The sequence below is a fragment of the Streptomyces sp. NPDC051051 genome (genome assembly GCF_040682975.1).
GTDB lineage: Bacteria > Actinomycetota > Actinomycetes > Streptomycetales > Streptomycetaceae > Streptomyces.
This window is the reverse complement of the sequence record NZ_JBFBCB010000088.1, coordinates 1-16,306: the sequence shown is the minus strand read 5'-3', so window position 1 is coordinate 16,306 and position 16,306 is coordinate 1. Positions and strand designations below refer to the sequence as shown.

13 protein-coding genes and 1 pseudogene are annotated in these 16,306 nt (G+C 71.5%); 12 read left to right on the top strand and 2 right to left on the bottom strand.

Features of this window, described 5'->3' with window-relative positions; translation table 11 throughout:
* Positions 1-37: 37 nt before the first annotated feature.
* Positions 38-949, bottom strand: a complete 912-nt coding sequence (locus tag AB0N31_RS34895; protein ID WP_366062543.1) for a carbohydrate kinase — start codon at positions 947-949, stop codon at positions 38-40.
* Positions 950-1,315: 366 nt separating this feature from the next.
* Here AB0N31_RS34895 and AB0N31_RS34890 point away from each other — a divergent pair, with 366 nt between their 5' ends.
* Complete coding sequence (locus AB0N31_RS34890; protein WP_366062542.1) at positions 1,316-1,741, top strand: Rieske (2Fe-2S) protein; 426 nt, start codon at positions 1,316-1,318, stop codon at positions 1,739-1,741.
* Positions 1,742-1,760: 19 nt separating this feature from the next.
* Here AB0N31_RS34890 and AB0N31_RS34885 read toward each other — a convergent pair whose 3' ends face one another.
* Positions 1,761-2,765 carry a hypothetical protein gene (locus tag AB0N31_RS34885; RefSeq protein ID WP_366062541.1) on the bottom strand — a complete coding sequence of 335 codons (1,005 nt, stop codon included), beginning with the start codon at positions 2,763-2,765 and terminating at the stop codon, positions 1,761-1,763.
* 273 nt (positions 2,766-3,038) lie between these two features.
* Here AB0N31_RS34885 and uvrC point away from each other — a divergent pair, with 273 nt between their 5' ends.
* From uvrC to AB0N31_RS34830, 11 genes and pseudogenes are all read left to right on the top strand, one after another.
* Complete coding sequence (gene uvrC / locus AB0N31_RS34880) at positions 3,039-5,135, top strand: excinuclease ABC subunit UvrC (RefSeq protein ID WP_366062540.1); 2,097 nt, start codon at positions 3,039-3,041, stop codon at positions 5,133-5,135.
* The gene (gene rapZ / locus AB0N31_RS34875; RefSeq protein ID WP_366062539.1) at positions 5,132-6,256 is read left to right on the top strand and encodes an RNase adapter RapZ; all 1,125 of its coding nucleotides are present in this window, start codon (positions 5,132-5,134) and stop codon (positions 6,254-6,256) included. The genes uvrC and rapZ overlap by 4 nt, the downstream gene beginning before the upstream one ends.
* Entirely contained in the window at positions 6,253-7,320 is a 1,068-nt protein-coding gene (gene yvcK / locus AB0N31_RS34870; protein WP_366062538.1) for a uridine diphosphate-N-acetylglucosamine-binding protein YvcK, read from the top strand. The genes rapZ and yvcK overlap by 4 nt, the downstream gene beginning before the upstream one ends.
* A complete protein-coding gene (gene whiA, locus AB0N31_RS34865; protein ID WP_189718300.1) occupies positions 7,311-8,300 on the top strand; it encodes a DNA-binding protein WhiA in 990 nt (329 codons plus the stop codon). The genes yvcK and whiA overlap by 10 nt, the downstream gene beginning before the upstream one ends.
* Positions 8,301-8,600: 300 nt before the next feature.
* Entirely contained in the window at positions 8,601-11,567 is a 2,967-nt protein-coding gene (locus AB0N31_RS34860; RefSeq protein ID WP_366062537.1) for a M14 family zinc carboxypeptidase, read from the top strand.
* A 229-nt stretch (positions 11,568-11,796) separates the two neighbouring features.
* Positions 11,797-12,807: a type I glyceraldehyde-3-phosphate dehydrogenase gene (gene gap, locus AB0N31_RS34855; RefSeq protein WP_366062536.1), complete on the top strand. Its 1,011-nt coding sequence runs from the start codon at positions 11,797-11,799 to the stop codon at positions 12,805-12,807.
* 132 nt (positions 12,808-12,939) lie between these two features.
* Entirely contained in the window at positions 12,940-14,163 is a 1,224-nt protein-coding gene (locus tag AB0N31_RS34850) for a phosphoglycerate kinase (protein ID WP_366062535.1), read from the top strand.
* A 6-nt stretch (positions 14,164-14,169) separates the two neighbouring features.
* Positions 14,170-14,946, top strand: a complete 777-nt coding sequence (gene tpiA / locus AB0N31_RS34845; protein WP_366062534.1) for a triose-phosphate isomerase — start codon at positions 14,170-14,172, stop codon at positions 14,944-14,946.
* 112 nt (positions 14,947-15,058) lie between these two features.
* Positions 15,059-15,289: a preprotein translocase subunit SecG gene (gene secG / locus AB0N31_RS34840; RefSeq protein ID WP_356569274.1), complete on the top strand. Its 231-nt coding sequence runs from the start codon at positions 15,059-15,061 to the stop codon at positions 15,287-15,289.
* A gap of 209 nt (positions 15,290-15,498) precedes the next feature.
* Positions 15,499-15,834, top strand: coding sequence for an RNA polymerase-binding protein RbpA (locus tag AB0N31_RS34835; protein WP_082412914.1), 336 nt, complete (start codon positions 15,499-15,501; stop codon positions 15,832-15,834).
* 290 nt (positions 15,835-16,124) lie between these two features.
* Positions 16,125-16,306 (top strand): annotated as a pseudogene (locus tag AB0N31_RS34830) (glucose-6-phosphate isomerase); the annotation flags it as partial.

The window sequence follows — 16,306 nt, the reverse complement described above, 5'->3', positions numbered from 1 at the left end:
CCCCGCGGGGAACTCCCCGCGGGGCGCCGCCGCCGTTTCACGGCTCGCCGAGTTCGGAGGCGTACGGCGGTTCCGCGCCCGCCCGCGAGCAGGTGATCGCCGCCGCGCGCGCCGCGAAGCGCAGCAGCCGTTCCCAGCCGTCACGGCCCAGGCCCGCGAGGGCCGCCGGAGAGAGGGCGTCCTGGACCGAAAGGGCGTGCAGCAGAGCCGCGTTCACGGTGTCGCCGGCGCCGATGGTGTCCACGACGTCGACCTTCTCGCCGGGCACCGGATACACGGAGCCGTCCCGGGTGAAGGCGGTCAGCCCGTCGCCGCCGTGCGTGATCACGACGGCGGAGGGCCCGGCGGCCAGCCAGTCGCGCGGGGTGCCGCCCAGCCAGAGGGCGTCCTCCTCGGAGAGCTTGAGCAGGGACACCGAGGGCAGCCAGCTCCTGAAGCGCGCCCGGTAGGCGTCGGCGTCGGGGATCAGACCGGGCCGGACGTTCGGGTCCAGAGCGGTGAAGAGGCCCTGGGCCGCCGCCGTCCGCATCAGCTCCTCGTACGCGCTCGCGCCCGGCTCCAGCACCAGCGAGCAGGTGCCGAAGGACACCGCCCGGCTGCCGGCGGGCAGGCCGGCGGGGGCGGTGAACAGCCGGTCTGCGGTGCCCTCGACGTAGAAGGAGTAGGCGGCCGAGCCGTTCCCGTCGAGCGTGGCGACCGCGAGGGTGGTCGGTTCCGCGCCGCGCTGCACCGCGGACACGTCCACCCCCGAGTCGCGCAGCCCGCCGAGGAGCGCCTCGCCGAAGGCGTCGTAGGAGACGCGGGAGCAGAACGCGGTCGCGGAGCCGAGGCGGCCCAGGGCCACGGCCGTGTTGTACGGGCCGCCGCCGCGGGCCGGCTGCAGAGCCGCGAGGGCGCCAGTGCCCTGCGGTACCAGGTCGATCAGGGCCTCACCGGCGACGACGATCACGGGGCGGTTCCTCTCCGGTGGCTCGCTGAGCACACCGCTCGGGCTGTCGGTGGCCAAGGGTCGCACGAAGCCCCGGGGGGCGGACGTGGTCCCCCGCCGGACGGCGGACGGCGGACGTACACGCTGACGCAAGCGTTGCCGTCCGCACAACCCCGCGCGGCCGCGCGTTCCTTCGCGACCGCCGCCACACCCCCGTGCGCTCCGTGACCGCCCCTTCGGCGCAACCCGTGGCATTCCGTGGCAACCCGCCGCCGTCCGGTGCGGTCCCGGCCGGTATCGTGCGCGGGGCAGCGGCCCGCCGGCCGCGTGCCGTACGGCCGTCCCGCACCGCCGGGCCCGCCTCCGCCCCGGACCCTGGAGATGCGCATGTCCGCCCGCCCGTCAGCGCCCCGCCGTACCGTCCTGCGGGGAGCGGCCCTCGCACCGGCCGCGGGCCTCGGTCTGGCCGCCTGCTCGCCGACCGGCGGGACCACCTCGCCCGCCACACCGACCGCGCCCGTCGAACTGGGCGCGGACGGCGAGGTCGCGAAGGGGGGTGCCAAGCTCTACCGGGACCACAACGTCGTGGTCAGCCGGTCCGCGGGCGGTGAGCTGAAGGCGTACAGCTCGATCTGCACGCACGCGGGGTGCCCCATCAACAAGCTCGAAGGGACGACCCTGATCTGTCCCTGCCACGGCAGTGAGTTCGACGCCGCGACCGGCGAGGTGCTGCGGGCACCGGCGACCGTGCCGTTGAACGAGCTCCCGGTCAGGACCGAGAACGGCAAGATCGTTTCGGGGCCGGCCGTCTGACCCGCCGGGGACCGGCCGTTCACTCCCAGTCCCACCCGATGCCCACCATGCCCGACCGCACCCGCGGCTCGACGAGGTGCACCGCGCGGTGGCGCCGGCTGAGGGGGAGTTCCTGACGGCTGCCGCGCGGGGCTGCCGGGGAGTGCCGTGTGAAGCGGTGGCAGCGCACCGGCACGGCGCTCTCGTCGAACCGGACCTGGAGGGCGTACTGGCCGCCGGGGGCGCCGAAACCGCGGACGTACTCGCGGGCGGCCCCGGCGGTGCCGTCCTCGACGCCGTAGCCGAAGAGGAAGGTGTCGCCGGCGCGCAGGCGGGTGTCGAAGAGGAACTCGGCCACCAGGACGCCGGTGTCGTGGTGCCGGCGGACGCGGCCGGTCCGGCAGTTCTCCAGGGCGTGCACGGACATCCGTTCCGGGGCGCAGCCGGGGTCCCCGTGGTGGACGGCGACGAAACGGTCGACGCCGTCGCGGTGGGCGCGGACGATGTGCTGCGACTTGCGTTCCACCAGTTCGCGGCAGGCCCCGATGCGGACCCGCTCGTGGTGGCCCAGGGTGCGCAGTCCGCCGTCCATCGGGCACTCCAGCTCGACGAGGAGTTCCTCCAGGACGTCCGAGGCCTCCAGGAGCGACCGGTACGTGCGTCCGGCCGGCCGTCCGGCGGGCACCTTCCCGTCGGGCTCCGCGAGCAGCCGGATCAGCGACTCGTCCGGCAGTTGGAGGATCTCCTCCAGGGCGCGCACCGCCCGCAGCGACTCCGGGCGCTGCGGGCGCCGTGCCCCCTGCTGCCAGTAGCTCAGGCTCGTGACCCCGACCTTGACCCCGTGCCGCGACAGGTGGTGCTGGACGCGCTGGAGGGGCAGCCCCCGAGCGGCGATCGCGGCGCGCAGGGCGACGTGGAAGGGGCCGCCGTTCAGGGCCCCGTCCAGTTCGGCGGCGACGCCGGGCCCGGGCCGGGGGCCGGCCGTCACGCCGGTCTCCGGGGCGGTGTGCGCGTCGGCGTCCGCGTGCTGTGCGGCGTGCGGCATGCAGGGGCCTCTCTGTGAATGCTCGCGACGGCTGGTCGGACCGTTCGCGTGAGTGTCCGGGCCGCCCCGGCGACGCGGGCGCGCCTTCACATCCGTAGTGCGGGGTTCACCGCCCGGAGTTCCCCGCATTGAAGCGTGTTGACCTGGCCCCGACAACAGGTGGCGCCGGAACGCGGCACGGCCGTGGCCGAGTCGGCGCCCTTGCCCCGCACGCCCCGCGCCGTTGTCCACAGCCCCGTCGGACTGTCACCGCGCGCCAGTAGGGTGTGAGACATGGCCGACCCCTCCAGCTACCGCCCCAAGCCGGGACAGATCCCCGACTCTCCCGGGGTGTACCGGTTCCGCGACGAGCACCGCCGGGTGATCTACGTCGGAAAGGCGAAAAGCCTGCGCCAGCGCCTGGCGAACTACTTCCAGGACCTGGCGGGCCTCCACCCGCGCACCCGCACGATGGTCACGACGGCCGCGTCCGTGGAGTGGACCGTGGTGTCCACGGAGGTCGAGGCGCTCCAGCTGGAGTACTCGTGGATCAAGGAGTACGACCCCCGGTTCAACGTCAAGTACCGCGACGACAAGAGCTACCCGTACCTCGCGGTGACGATGAACGAGGAGTTCCCGCGCGCGCAGGTGATGCGCGGGCACAAGAAGAAGGGCGTCAGGTACTTCGGGCCGTACGCGCACGCGTGGGCGATCCGGGACACCGTCGACCTCCTCCTGCGGGTCTTCCCCGTCCGCACCTGCTCGGCCGGCGTCTTCAGGAACGCCGCCCGCACCGGCCGTCCCTGCCTGCTCGGTTACATCGGCAAGTGCTCCGCGCCCTGCGTCGGCCGGATCTCGCCCGACGACCACTGGGAGCTGGCGGACGAGTTCTGCGACTTCATGACCGGCCGCACCGGCACCTACCTGCGCCGTCTGGAGAAGCAGATGACGGAGGCGGCCGAGGAGATGGAGTACGAGCGGGCCGCCCGCCTGCGCGACGACATAGGGGCCCTGAAGAAGGCCATGGAGAAGAACGCGGTCGTGCTCGCCGACGCGACCGACGCCGACCTGATCGCGGTCGCCGAGGACGAGCTGGAGGCGGCCGTCCAGATCTTCCACGTCCGCGGCGGACGCGTCCGCGGTCAGCGCGGCTGGGTCACCGACAAGGTCGAGGAGGTCACCACCGGAGCCCTCGTCGAACACGCCCTCCAGCAGCTCTACGGCGAGGAGACCGGCGACGCGGTGCCCAAGGAGGTCCTGGTCCCCGCCCTGCCCGAGCCGCTGGAACCGGTCCAGGAGTGGCTCACCGCCCGCCGCGGGTCCAACGTCTCGCTGCGCATCCCCCAGCGCGGGGACAAGCGGGCCCTGATGGAGACCGTGGAGCGCAACGCCCAGCAGGGCCTCGCCCTGCACAAGACCAAGCGCGCCTCCGACCTCACCACGCGCTCGCGCGCGCTGGAGGAGATCGCCGACGCCCTGGCGCTGGACAGCGCCCCGCTGCGGATCGAGTGCTACGACATCTCGCACCTCCAGGGCGACGACGTCGTGGCCTCCATGGTCGTCTTCGAGGACGGCCTGGCCCGCAAGAGCGAGTACCGCCGCTTCCAGATCAAGGGCTTCGAGGGCCAGGACGACGTCCGCTCGATGCACGAGGTGATCACCCGCCGCTTCCGCCGCTACCTCGCCGACAAGGAGCGGACGGGGGAGTGGGGCGACGGCGACACGGACGCCGTCGCCGGCTCCGCCGAGCTCCCCGCGGGAGCCGCCGACGGCCCGGTGGCCGGCAACCTCACCGAGGACGACGGCCGGCCCAAGCGGTTCGCCTACCCGCCCCAGCTCGTCGTCGTGGACGGCGGCCAGCCCCAGGTGGCCGCGGCCAAGCGGGCGCTGGACGAGCTGGGCATCGACGACATCGCCGTCTGCGGCCTCGCCAAGCGCCTGGAGGAGGTCTGGCTGCCGGACGACGACGATCCCGTGATCCTGCCCCGCAGCAGCGAGGGCCTCTACCTGCTCCAGCGGGTCCGTGACGAGGCGCACCGCTTCGCGATCACCTACCAGCGGACCAAGCGGGCCAAGCGGTTCCGCGCCGGCCCGCTGGACGACGTGCCGGGCCTCGGCGAAACGCGCAGGCAGGCGCTCATCAAGCACTTCGGTTCGATGAAGAGGCTGCGTTCGGCGACGATCGACCAGATCTGCGAGGTGCCCGGCATCGGCCGCAAGACGGCCGAGACGATCGCCGCGGCCTTCGCCCGGACGGCACCGCCCGCGCCCGCCGTCAACACGGCGACCGGAGAGATCATGGACGAGGAGGAGCCCGACACGACGGCGGGCTCCCCCGGGGAGCCCGTGGCAGCGGGCGCCCCGGAAGACCGACGGGGGCAGGAGACATGACCGAGTACGACGCACGACCCGCACCGGAGCGAGAACCCACGCCCGCGCCCACGCCTGCGCCCACGGCAACCGCCGGGGCCACCCCTCAGCAGGGACACGGCCGGACCGGCGAGAATCGCCCCCAGCACCACCCCCGGCACGACGCGGGCCCCGCCGGGTCCGAACACCCCGTGGACGCCCCCGGCGCCGCGCACACCGCAGGTCACGAAGACGGAGCACAGGTGAGTACCGACGTCACGCCGCCCGGAATCCCCGAGGCGGCCATCCCCGAGCTGGTGATCATCTCCGGCATGTCCGGGGCCGGCCGCTCGACGGCCGCCAAGTGTCTGGAGGACCTCGGCTGGTTCGTCGTCGACAACCTCCCGCCCGCGCTGATCCCCACCATGGTGGAGCTGGGCGCCCGCTCCCAGGGCAACGTGGCGCGGATCGCGGTCGTCGTCGACGTGCGCGGCCGCCGTTTCTTCGACAACCTCCGCGAGTCCCTCGCCGACCTCGAGGCCAAGGGCGTCACCCGGCGGATCGTGTTCCTGGAGTCCTCCGACGACGCCCTGGTCCGCCGCTTCGAGTCCGTGCGCCGCCCGCACCCCCTCCAGGGCGACGGCCGGATCGTCGACGGCATCGCCGCCGAGCGCGAACTGCTGCGCGAACTGCGCGGCGACGCCGACCTGGTGATCGACACCTCCAGTCTCAACGTGCACGAGCTGCGCGCCAAGATGGACGCCCAGTTCGCCGGCGACGAGGAGCCCGAGCTGCGGGCCACCGTGATGTCCTTCGGCTTCAAGTACGGTCTCCCGGTGGACGCCGACCTGGTCGTGGACATGCGCTTCCTGCCGAACCCGCACTGGGTCCCGGAGCTGCGCCCCTTCACCGGCCTGAACGAGGAGGTCTCCGGCTACGTCCTCAACCAGCCCGGGGCGAAGGAGTTCCTCGACCGGTACACCGAACTCCTCCAGCTGGTCGCCGCGGGCTACCGTCGCGAGGGCAAGCGTTACGTGACCATCGCGGTCGGCTGTACGGGCGGCAAGCACCGCTCGGTCGCGATGTCGGAGAAGCTCGCCGCGCGCCTCGCGGCCGAGGGCGTGGAGACGGTGGTCGTGCACCGGGACATGGGACGGGAATGACGGGACGCACTCCGCGGCTGGGCAGGCTGCGCAGAACGGCGCCGGAAGGGCGCACGAGCCGGCCGGTCGAGGCCCGTGGCGGCAGACCTCGCCGTCGCGGCACCCAGCCCAAGGTCGTCGCCCTCGGCGGCGGCATGGGCCTGTCCGCCTCGCTCACCGCACTGCGCCGGATCACCGGCGACCTCACGGGTGTCGTCACGGTGGCCGACGACGGCGGTTCCAGCGGGCGCCTGCGCGACGAGCTGGGCGTGCTGCCGCCCGGCGACCTGCGCAAGGCCCTGGCCGCCCTGTGCGGCGACGACGACTGGGGGCAGACCTGGGCCCGGGTCATCCAGCACCGCTTCCAGTCGCAGGGCGAGATCAACGGCCACGCCGTCGGCAACCTGCTGATCGTCGCCCTGTGGGAGCAGCTCGGCGACCACGTCCAGGCCCTGGACCTGGTCGGCAAGCTCCTGGGCGCACAGGGACGCGTGCTGCCCATGTCCGCCGTACCACTGGAACTCCAGGCGCTGGTCAAGGGGCACGATCCGGCCCGCCCCGAGGACGTCGACACCGTGCGCGGGCAGGCGACCGTGGCGCTCACCACCGGTGAGGTGCAGTCCGTGCACCTCGTGCCGCCCGACCCGCCGGCCGTCCCGGAGGCGGTGGCGGCCGTCCTCGACGCGGACTGGGTGGTGCTCGGCCCCGGTTCCTGGTTCTCGTCGGTCATCCCGCACCTGCTGGTGCCCGAACTGCTGGACGCGCTCACCGAGACGAAGGCACGCCGGGTACTCTCGCTCAATCTCGCGCCGCAGCCGGGAGAAACCGAGGGCTTCTCCCCGCAGCGTCATTTGGAGGTTTTGGGACGACACGCCCCTAAACTCGCCCTGGACGTGGTGCTGGCCGACGAGGCCGCCGTGCCCGACCGCGACTCCCTGACCGATGCCGCCAAGCGGTTCGGGGCCGCGGTCGAGCTGGCGCCGGTGGCCCGGCCCGACGGCACCCCGAGGCACGACCCGGAGCTGTTGGCCGCCGCGTACGACCGTATTTTTCGGATGCATGGAAGGATCGGCCCATGGCGATGACGGCAGCGGTGAAGGACGAGATCTCCCGGCTCCCCGTCACCCGGACCTGCTGCAGAAAGGCGGAGGTCTCCGCCATCCTGCGGTTCGCCGGCGGCCTCCACCTGGTGAGCGGGCGCATTGTGATCGAGGCGGAGCTGGACACGGCGATGGCGGCCCGCCGGCTCAAGCGGGACATCCTGGAGATCTTCGGCCACAGCTCGGAGCTGATCGTGATGGCGCCCGGCGGTCTGCGCCGCGGCTCGCGTTACGTCGTACGGGTGGTCGCCGGCGGTGACCAGCTGGCCCGCCAGACCGGTCTGGTGGACGGCCGCGGGCGCCCCATCCGCGGGTTGCCCCCGCAGGTGGTCTCCGGTGCCACCTGTGACGCGGAGGCGGCCTGGCGCGGGGCCTTCCTGGCGCACGGTTCGCTCACCGAGCCCGGCCGGTCCTCCTCCCTGGAGGTCACCTGCCCGGGTCCCGAGGCCGCGCTCGCCCTGGTCGGCGCCGCCCGCCGGCTGTCGATCGCCGCGAAGGCCCGCGAGGTGCGCGGAGTCGACCGGGTCGTGGTCCGCGACGGGGACGCGATCGGCGCGCTGCTCACCCGCCTCGGCGCCCACGAGTCGGTGCTGGCCTGGGAGGAGCGCCGGATGCGCCGCGAGGTGCGGGCCACGGCGAACCGTCTCGCCAACTTCGACGACGCCAACCTGCGCCGCTCCGCCCGGGCCGCCGTCGCCGCCGGTGCCCGCGTCCAGCGTGCCCTGGAGATCCTCGCCGACGAGGTGCCCGAGCACCTGGCGGCGGCCGGACGACTGCGCATGGAGCACAAGCAGGCCTCCCTGGAGGAGCTGGGCGCGCTCGCCGACCCGCCGCTCACCAAGGACGCGGTCGCCGGCCGGATCCGCCGGCTGCTGGCGATGGCCGACAAGCGGGCGTCGGACCTCGGCATCCCGGGCACGGACGCCAACCTCAGCGAGGAACTCGCCGACAACCTGGTGGGCTGACCGCCCGACCGGACCCGGCCGCCCGACGTCCTGACCTGGCCGAGCCCGGTCCGGACGGCCGGTACGCGTCACGGACCCGCTGGTGCCGACCCCCTCAGAGGGCGGTCGGCACCGGCGTCGTCACTCCCGCAACACCGGCGTCGTAGCCCCCGGCGACACCGGCCTTCTCCCCTTGGGCACACCCGTGCCGACGACAACTTCCGTCCGTCTGAGCCTTCTTGACGCACCCTTGACTCGATCATGAACAGTCATGAGCCTGACTCTGTCCGCCGCTGTGGCGGACTCACGCAAGGGGGGTTCATGAGACGTAGAGCGAGATCGATCCTCGCTGTCGGCGCGCTCCTGATCGGCGGAGCGAGCATCGCACCCATCGCCCAGGCACAGCCCGGAAGTTCCTCCGACACCTCCGACACGTCCGACGCCGGCGAGGTCAAGGTCTTCCGCGCCGAGGTCACCAAGAAGCAGGTACCCCTGCTGCTGGCGGCCGGCCAGGACGGCCACGAACTCAGTGAGCAGGCGCCCGAACAGGGCACCGCCACCGTCGAGGTGTACCTCACCGACGACCAGGCGCGGAAGCTGGAGAAGCAGGGCGTCCCCCTCACCGAGCACACCCTCTCGGCCAGGGCGGAGAACCGCGTGGCGGCCGCGGCCGACGGCGTGTTCCGGCCGTACGGCGGCAGCGGCGGCCTCAAGGAGGAGATCCTCCGCACCGCCCGGCAGAACCCCGGCCTCACCAAGGTCGTCTCCATCGGGAAGACGGTCCGCGGTCAGGACATCCTCGCGCTCAAGCTCACCAGGAACGCGAAGAGGTCCGAGGACGGCTCCAAGCCCTCGGTGCTGTACATGTCCAACCAGCACGCGCGCGAGTGGATCACCCCGGAGATGACCCGGCGGCTGATGCACCACTACCTCGACAACTACCGGACCGATCAGCGCATCAAGAAGCTCGTCGACTCGACCGAGCTGTGGTTCGTCCTGTCGGCCAATCCCGACGGCTACGACTACACCTTCCAGGACCCTGCCAACCGTCTGTGGCGCAAGAACCTGCGGGACGTCAACGCCGACGGCGAGATCCGCACCGGCGACGGCGTCGACCTCAACCGCAACTTCGCCTACAAGTGGGGCTACGACGACGAGGGTTCGTCCCCCAACGCCACCAGCCAGACCTACCGCGGCGCGGGCCCGAACTCCGAGCCCGAGACCAAGGCGCTCGACGCCTTCGAGAAACGCGTCGGCTTCGCCTACGGCATCAACTACCACTCCGCGGCCGAACTCCTCCTCTACGGCGTCGGCTGGCAGGTCGCCACCGGCACCCCGGACGACGTCGCCTACCGGGCGCTGGCCGGCACCCCGGAGAACTCCGCGATCCCCGGCTACCGCCCGCAGGTCTCCTCGGAGCTGTACACCACCAACGGCGAGGCCGACGGCCACGCCTCCAACGTCAACGGCACCGCGATGTTCACCCCCGAGATGTCGACCTGCCAGACGGCCTCGAACCTCTTCCCGGACGACCAGTGGAACGCCGCCGACTGCCAATCGGTGTTCAACTTCCCGGACGACGAGAAGCTGATCCAGCAGGAGTTCGAGAAGAACGTCCCCTTCGCGCTCTCCGTCGCCGAGAGCGCCGCCCGCCCCGACCAGCCGAAGTCCTCCGTGGGCCTGGGGGCCGCCGACTTCACCCCGGCCGGCTTCACCACGTCGTACTCGCGCGGCGCCGACCAGGAGGTCTCCGTCGTCGTACGCAAGGCGATCCGCGACAAGGAACTCAAGTACCGCGTCAACGGCGGCCGTACGTACGACCAGGCGCTCAGGCCCTGGAAGGGCGGTGAGACCTACGGCGGCGAGGACAACCTGTTCCACGACGAGTACCGGGCGAAGGTCCAGGACGGCGAACCCGGCGACGAGGTCGAGGTGTGGTTCACCGGCGAGACCACCGGGGGCAGGAAGGTCTCCAGCCCGCACTTCACCTACACGGTCGCCGAGCGGCCGCGGGCCGACACCCTCGTCGTCGCCGAGGAGGGCGCGACCGCCACGCAGGCGCGGACCTACGTGGACGCGCTCCGGGCCAACGGCCGCAGGGCGGTCGTCTGGGACGTCGCCACGCAGGGCGCGCCCGACGCGCTCGGCGTGCTGAGCCACTTCGGCACGGTCGTCCACTACACGGGCGCGGGCGTCCCCGGCAATCCGACCCAGCTGGAGTTGCGCGCCTTCCTCAACGAGGGCGGCAAGCTCATCGAGGCCGGCGAACTGGCCGGCGGCAACGTCGACCTCGGCGACGGCACCCCGTCCGACGACTTCAGCCAGTACTACCTGGGCGCCTACTCGCGCACCTCCACCCCCGGCGCCACCGGATTCACCGGCGCCGGAGCGCTCTCCGGGTACACCGGGCCGCTCGCCGGCGCCCCCGGCAACCCGCTGGACCGGGCCGGAACCTACGGCGTCACCTCCGACGAGCTGCCCGCCGCCACGTACCCGCAGTTCGCGAGCGCGGGAGCGGGACAGTTCGCCGGGACCGCCACCCCGTACGGGCCGTACGCCGGCACGGCCATGGCGGCCGCCGTCCACACCGACGACGCCTACAAGCGCCTCACCCGCACCATCGACCTCACCGGCGTCACCGCCGCCGACCGGCCCGCCCTGCGCACCCAGCTGCTGTGGGACACCGAACCGGGCTACGACAACGCGCTGGTCGAGATCCACACGGTCGGGGCCGACGACTGGACGACCCTGCCCGAGGCCGGCGGCGCCACCGGTACCGCCGTACCCGCAGACTGCGGGGCCGGGTACTACCTCGGGGAGCACCCGCAGCTGCGGCACTATCTGACCCTGACGGGGGACGCGTGCACCGCGACCGGCACCACCGGCGCGTGGAACGCCCTCACCGGCGCCTCCAGCGGCTGGCAGCAGGTGGACTTCGACCTGAGCGCCCACGCCGGGAAGACCGTGGAGGTCTCGCTCGGTTACGTCACCGACCCGGGCAGCGGCGGCCACGGCGTCCTCGCCGACGAGGCCTCGCTCGTCGTGGGCGGCACCGCCACCCAGACCGAGGGCTTCGAGACCTCCCTCGGCGCCTGGCAGGTCGCCGGACCGCCCCCGGGCAGCCCGGCCGTCCTGAAGGACTGGGCGCGCACCGGCACGCTGTTCCGGACCTACGGGGCGGTCACCACCGACGACACCGTGCTGCTGGGCTTCGGCCTGGAACACGTCGCCGCGGCGGCCGACCGCACCGCGCTCATCGGAAAGGCCCTCGACTCACTTGACGGCTGACACGCAGAGGTCGGCCGAGTGCGACACGGAGTGACCGAATCGGGTGACCGGCCCTTCGGGGCGGGGCGGTCCGTACCCCTACTGGTGGGTACGGACCGCCCTGCCGGGTATGGGCGAAGTCGATGTCACCCCGGCCGCCTCGGAGAGGTAGGGTCGGGGGTGGTCGGGGACATCCCAAATACAGCTCGCCGGCACCTCGTGGCCGGCGTACCAACGAGGAGATCGGTTCGTGACGATCCGCGTAGGCATCAACGGCTTTGGCCGCATCGGTCGTAACTACTTCCGCGCGCTGCTGGAGCAGGGTGCTGACATCGAGATCGTGGCTGTCAACGACCTGGGTGACACCGCGACAACCGCTCACCTGCTCAAGTACGACACCATCCTGGGCCGCCTGAAGGCCGAGGTGTCGCACACCGCCGACACGATCACCGTCGACGGCCACACCATCAAGGTCCTGTCCGAGCGCGACCCCGCCGACATCCCGTGGGGCGACCTCGGCGTCGACATCGTCATCGAGTCGACGGGCATCTTCACGAAGAAAGCCGACGCCGAGAAGCACATCACCGGCGGCGCCAAGAAGGTCCTCATCTCGGCTCCGGCCAAGGACGAGGACATCACCATCGTGATGGGCGTCAACCAGGACAAGTACGACCCGGCGAACCACCACGTCATCTCCAACGCCTCCTGCACCACCAACTGTGTGGCGCCGATGGCCAAGGTCCTCGACGAGAACTTCGGCATCGTCAAGGGTCTGATGACGACGGTCCACGCGTACACCAACGACCAGCGCATCCTGGACTTCCCGCACAAGGACCTGCGCCGCGCCCGCGCCGCCGCCGAGAACATCATCCCGACCACGACGGGCGCCGCCAAGGCCACCGCCCTGGTCCTGCCGCAGCTCAAGGGCAAGCTCGACGGCATCGCGATGCGCGTCCCGGTCCCGACCGGCTCGGCCACCGACCTGGTCGTGACGCTCCAGCGCGAGGTCACCAAGGACGAGGTCAACGCCGCGTTCAAGAAGGCCGCCGAGGACGGCGACCTCAAGGGCTTCCTGACCTACACCGAGGACCCGATCGTCTCCTCGGACATCGTCAGCGACCCGTCCTCCTGCACCTTCGACTCCTCCCTGACCATGGTCCAGGAGGGCAACACGGTGAAGATCCTCGGCTGGTACGACAACGAGTGGGGTTACTCCAACCGCCTCGTCGACCTGACGGTCTTCGTCGGCAACCAGCTCTGATCGACGGATCAGGCACCTCGATGTGAGGGCAGGGCCCGGACGGCGCGGGGACGCGTCGCCGGGCCCTGACTCACGTGCAGCCCGCCCTCTCTACGATCACGGAGAACACGAGCCCTCCCGGGAGCCCCTTACATGAAGACGATCGACGAACTCCTCTCCGAAGGCGTGGCCGGCAAGCGGGTCTTCGTCCGCGCCGACCTCAACGTGCCGTTGGTGAACGACGGCACCACTGTGGAAATCTCTGACGACGGCCGTATCCGCGCCGTGCTCCCGACCGTCAAGGCCCTCGCGGACGCGGGCGCCAGGGTGGTCGTCGCCTCGCACCTGGGCCGCCCCAAGGGCGCCCCGGACCCGGCCTTCTCGCTCGCCCCGGCCGCCACGCGCCTCGGTGAACTCCTCGGCACCGACGTGGCGTTCGCGACCGACACGGTCGGCGACTCCGCCCGCTCGACCGTCGCCGGCCTGACCGACGGCAAGGTCGCCGTCATCGAGAACCTGCGCTTCAACGCGGGCGAGACGGCCAAGGACGACGCCGAGCGCGGCGCCTTCGCCGACCAGCTGGCCGAACTCGCCGACGTGTACGTGGGCGACGGCTTCGGCGCCGTCCACCGCAAGCACGCGTCGGTCTTCGACCTCCCGGCCCGGCTGCCGCACGCCGCCGGCTACCTCATCGCCACCGAGGTCGGCGTCCTGAAGAAGCTCACCGAGGACGTCAAGCGGCCCTACGTCGTCGCCCTCGGCGGATCCAAGGTCTCCGACAAGCTCGCCGTCATCGACCAGCTGCTCGGCAAGGCGGACCGCCTCCTCATCGGCGGCGGCATGGTGTTCACCTTCCTCAAGGCGAAGGGCTACGAGGTCGGCGCCTCGCTGCTCCAGGAGGACCAGATCCCGGTCGTCCAGGAGTACATCGAGCGGGCGGAGAAGAGCGGCGTGGAGCTGGTCCTCCCCGTCGACGTGGTGACCGCCACCGCCTTCCCGGACCTGAAGACCAAGGCGCCGTCGAACCCGAACACCGTCGCCGCGGACGCCATCCCCGCAGGTCAGCTCGGTCTGGACATCGGTCCGGAGACCCGCAAGCTGTACGCCTCGAAGCTCGCCGACGCCGCCACCGTCTTCTGGAACGGCCCGATGGGCGTCTTCGAGCACCCCGATTACGCCGAGGGCACCAAGGCGGTCGCCCAGGCCCTCCTCGACTCCCCGGCCTTCACGGTCGTCGGCGGTGGCGACTCCGCCGCGGCCGTCCGTCTGCTGGGCTTCGACGAGGACGCATTCGGCCACATCTCGACCGGTGGCGGCGCCTCCCTCGAATACCTCGAGGGCAAGACGCTCCCCGGCCTCGCCGCACTGGAGGACTGACCCCGCATGAGCACCCGTACGCCGCTGATGGCGGGCAACTGGAAGATGAACCTCAACCACCTCGAGGCCATCGCCCACACCCAGAAGCTCGCCTTCGCCCTGGCGGACAAGGACTACGAGGCCGTCGAGGTCGCCGTCCTGCCGCCCTTCACCGACCTGCGCTCCGTACAGACGCTGGTCGAGCACGACAAGCTGAAGATCAAGTACGGCGCCCAGGACATCTCCGCCCACGACGGCGGCGCCTACACCGGCGAGATCTCCGGCCCGATGCTCGCCAAGTTGCGGTGCACCTACGTCGCGATCGGCCACTCCGAGCGCCGGCAGTACCACGGCGAGACCGACGAGCAGGTGAACGCCAAGGTCAAGGCCGCCTACAAGCACGGTCTCACCCCGATCCTGTGCGTCGGCGAGGAACTGGACGTCCGCGAGGCGGGCAATCACGTCTCGCACACCCTCACCCAGGTCGAGGGCGATCTGAAGGACGTCCCGGCCGAGCAGGCCGAGACGATCGTGATCGCCTACGAGCCGGTGTGGGCCATCGGCACCGGCAAGGTCTGCGGCGCCGAGGACGCCCAGGAGGTCTGCGCGGCCGTCCGCGGCAAGCTCGCCGAGCTGTACTCCCAGGACGTGGCCGACAAGATCCGCATCCAGTACGGCGGCTCGGTGAAGTCGGGCAACGTCGCCGAGATCATGGCGCAGGCCGACATCGACGGCGCGCTGGTCGGCGGCGCTTCGCTGGACCACGAGGAGTTCGTCAAGATCGTGCGCTTCCGCGACCAGTGACCGGGCTGTGAGTATGCGGTAGCGGCGATCCGTCGTACCCTTGCGGGGGCACAGCGCGGAAGCTGTGCCCCCGTCGTCATCCGAATCCGAGGAAGTTGGTCCAGCCGTGGTTTTGGGGTTCTCGATCGCCCTGATCGTCTTCAGCCTGCTGCTGATGCTGCTGGTGCTGATGCACAAGGGGAAGGGCGGCGGCCTCTCCGACATGTTCGGCGGCGGCATGCAGTCCTCCGTCGGCGGCTCCTCGGTCGCCGAGCGCAACCTCGACCGCATCACCGTGGTGATCGGTCTGCTCTGGTTCGCGAGCATCATCGTCCTCGGCATCCTGATGAAGACGAACAGCTGATCAGCCTCTCACAGGCACACATTCCGTACGTAAGGCCCCATGTTCGGTACGCGCAGCTGAGCGCGGCCTATCATGGGGCTTGCGTCTACGTGTGGGGGGTTGTAGCTCCAATCACTGGACGCGCGTTGGGCCTTACGTAGACTGAGGCGCTCGCAGCGAAGCGAAACGCCGACTCGCTTCGCGGCACCATCACGCAGGGAGTTACGACCGTGGCAAGTGGCAACGCGATCCGAGGAAGCCGGGTCGGGGCGGGGCCGATGGGCGAGGCCGAGCGCGGCGAGTCCGCGCCGCGTCTGCGCATCTCCTTCTGGTGCTCCAACGGACACGAGACGGTGCCCAGCTTCGCCAGCGACGCGCAGGTTCCCGAGACCTGGGACTGCCCGCGCTGCGGCTTCCCTGCCGGGCAGGACCGGGACAACCCCCCGGCCCCTCCCCGCACCGAGCCCTACAAGACGCACCTCGCCTATGTGCGGGAGCGGCGCAGCGACGCGGACGGCGAGGCGATCCTCGCCGAGGCGCTCGCCAAACTGCGGGGCGAGATCTAGGAGTTGCGGTCCGGCCAGGTGCCCACGGCACTTGGCCGCAGCTGTTCCGCGCACCGGCGGCCGACCGCCGGGTGGTCAGCTCGTGCTGCCCTGCCGCCCTGCCGCCCTCGCTTTCCTTTTTCACCCCGTCGGCCGCCGCGCTGACACCCGCGGGCCGCGCGCACGTACCTCTTGTCGCACCGCGCGACGGTCTCACGACGGCTCACGTCACGCGCTGATCAATTAGGTTGGGACCGCAGCGGGACAAGATGCGCGGCACGGACAGGTGAGAGAAGAGGGCTGGGTCCGACATGAACGCAGACGGCCGTACGAGGCTCGATCAGACGCCCGAGTGGACCGCTCTGGCCAAGCACCGCGAGGAACTCGGCGAGGCGCAGCTGCGCGAGTTGTTCGCCGCGGACCCCGGGCGCGCCGGACGGTACGTCGTGCGGGTCGGTGATCTGCACATCGATTACTCCAAGCACCTGATCAC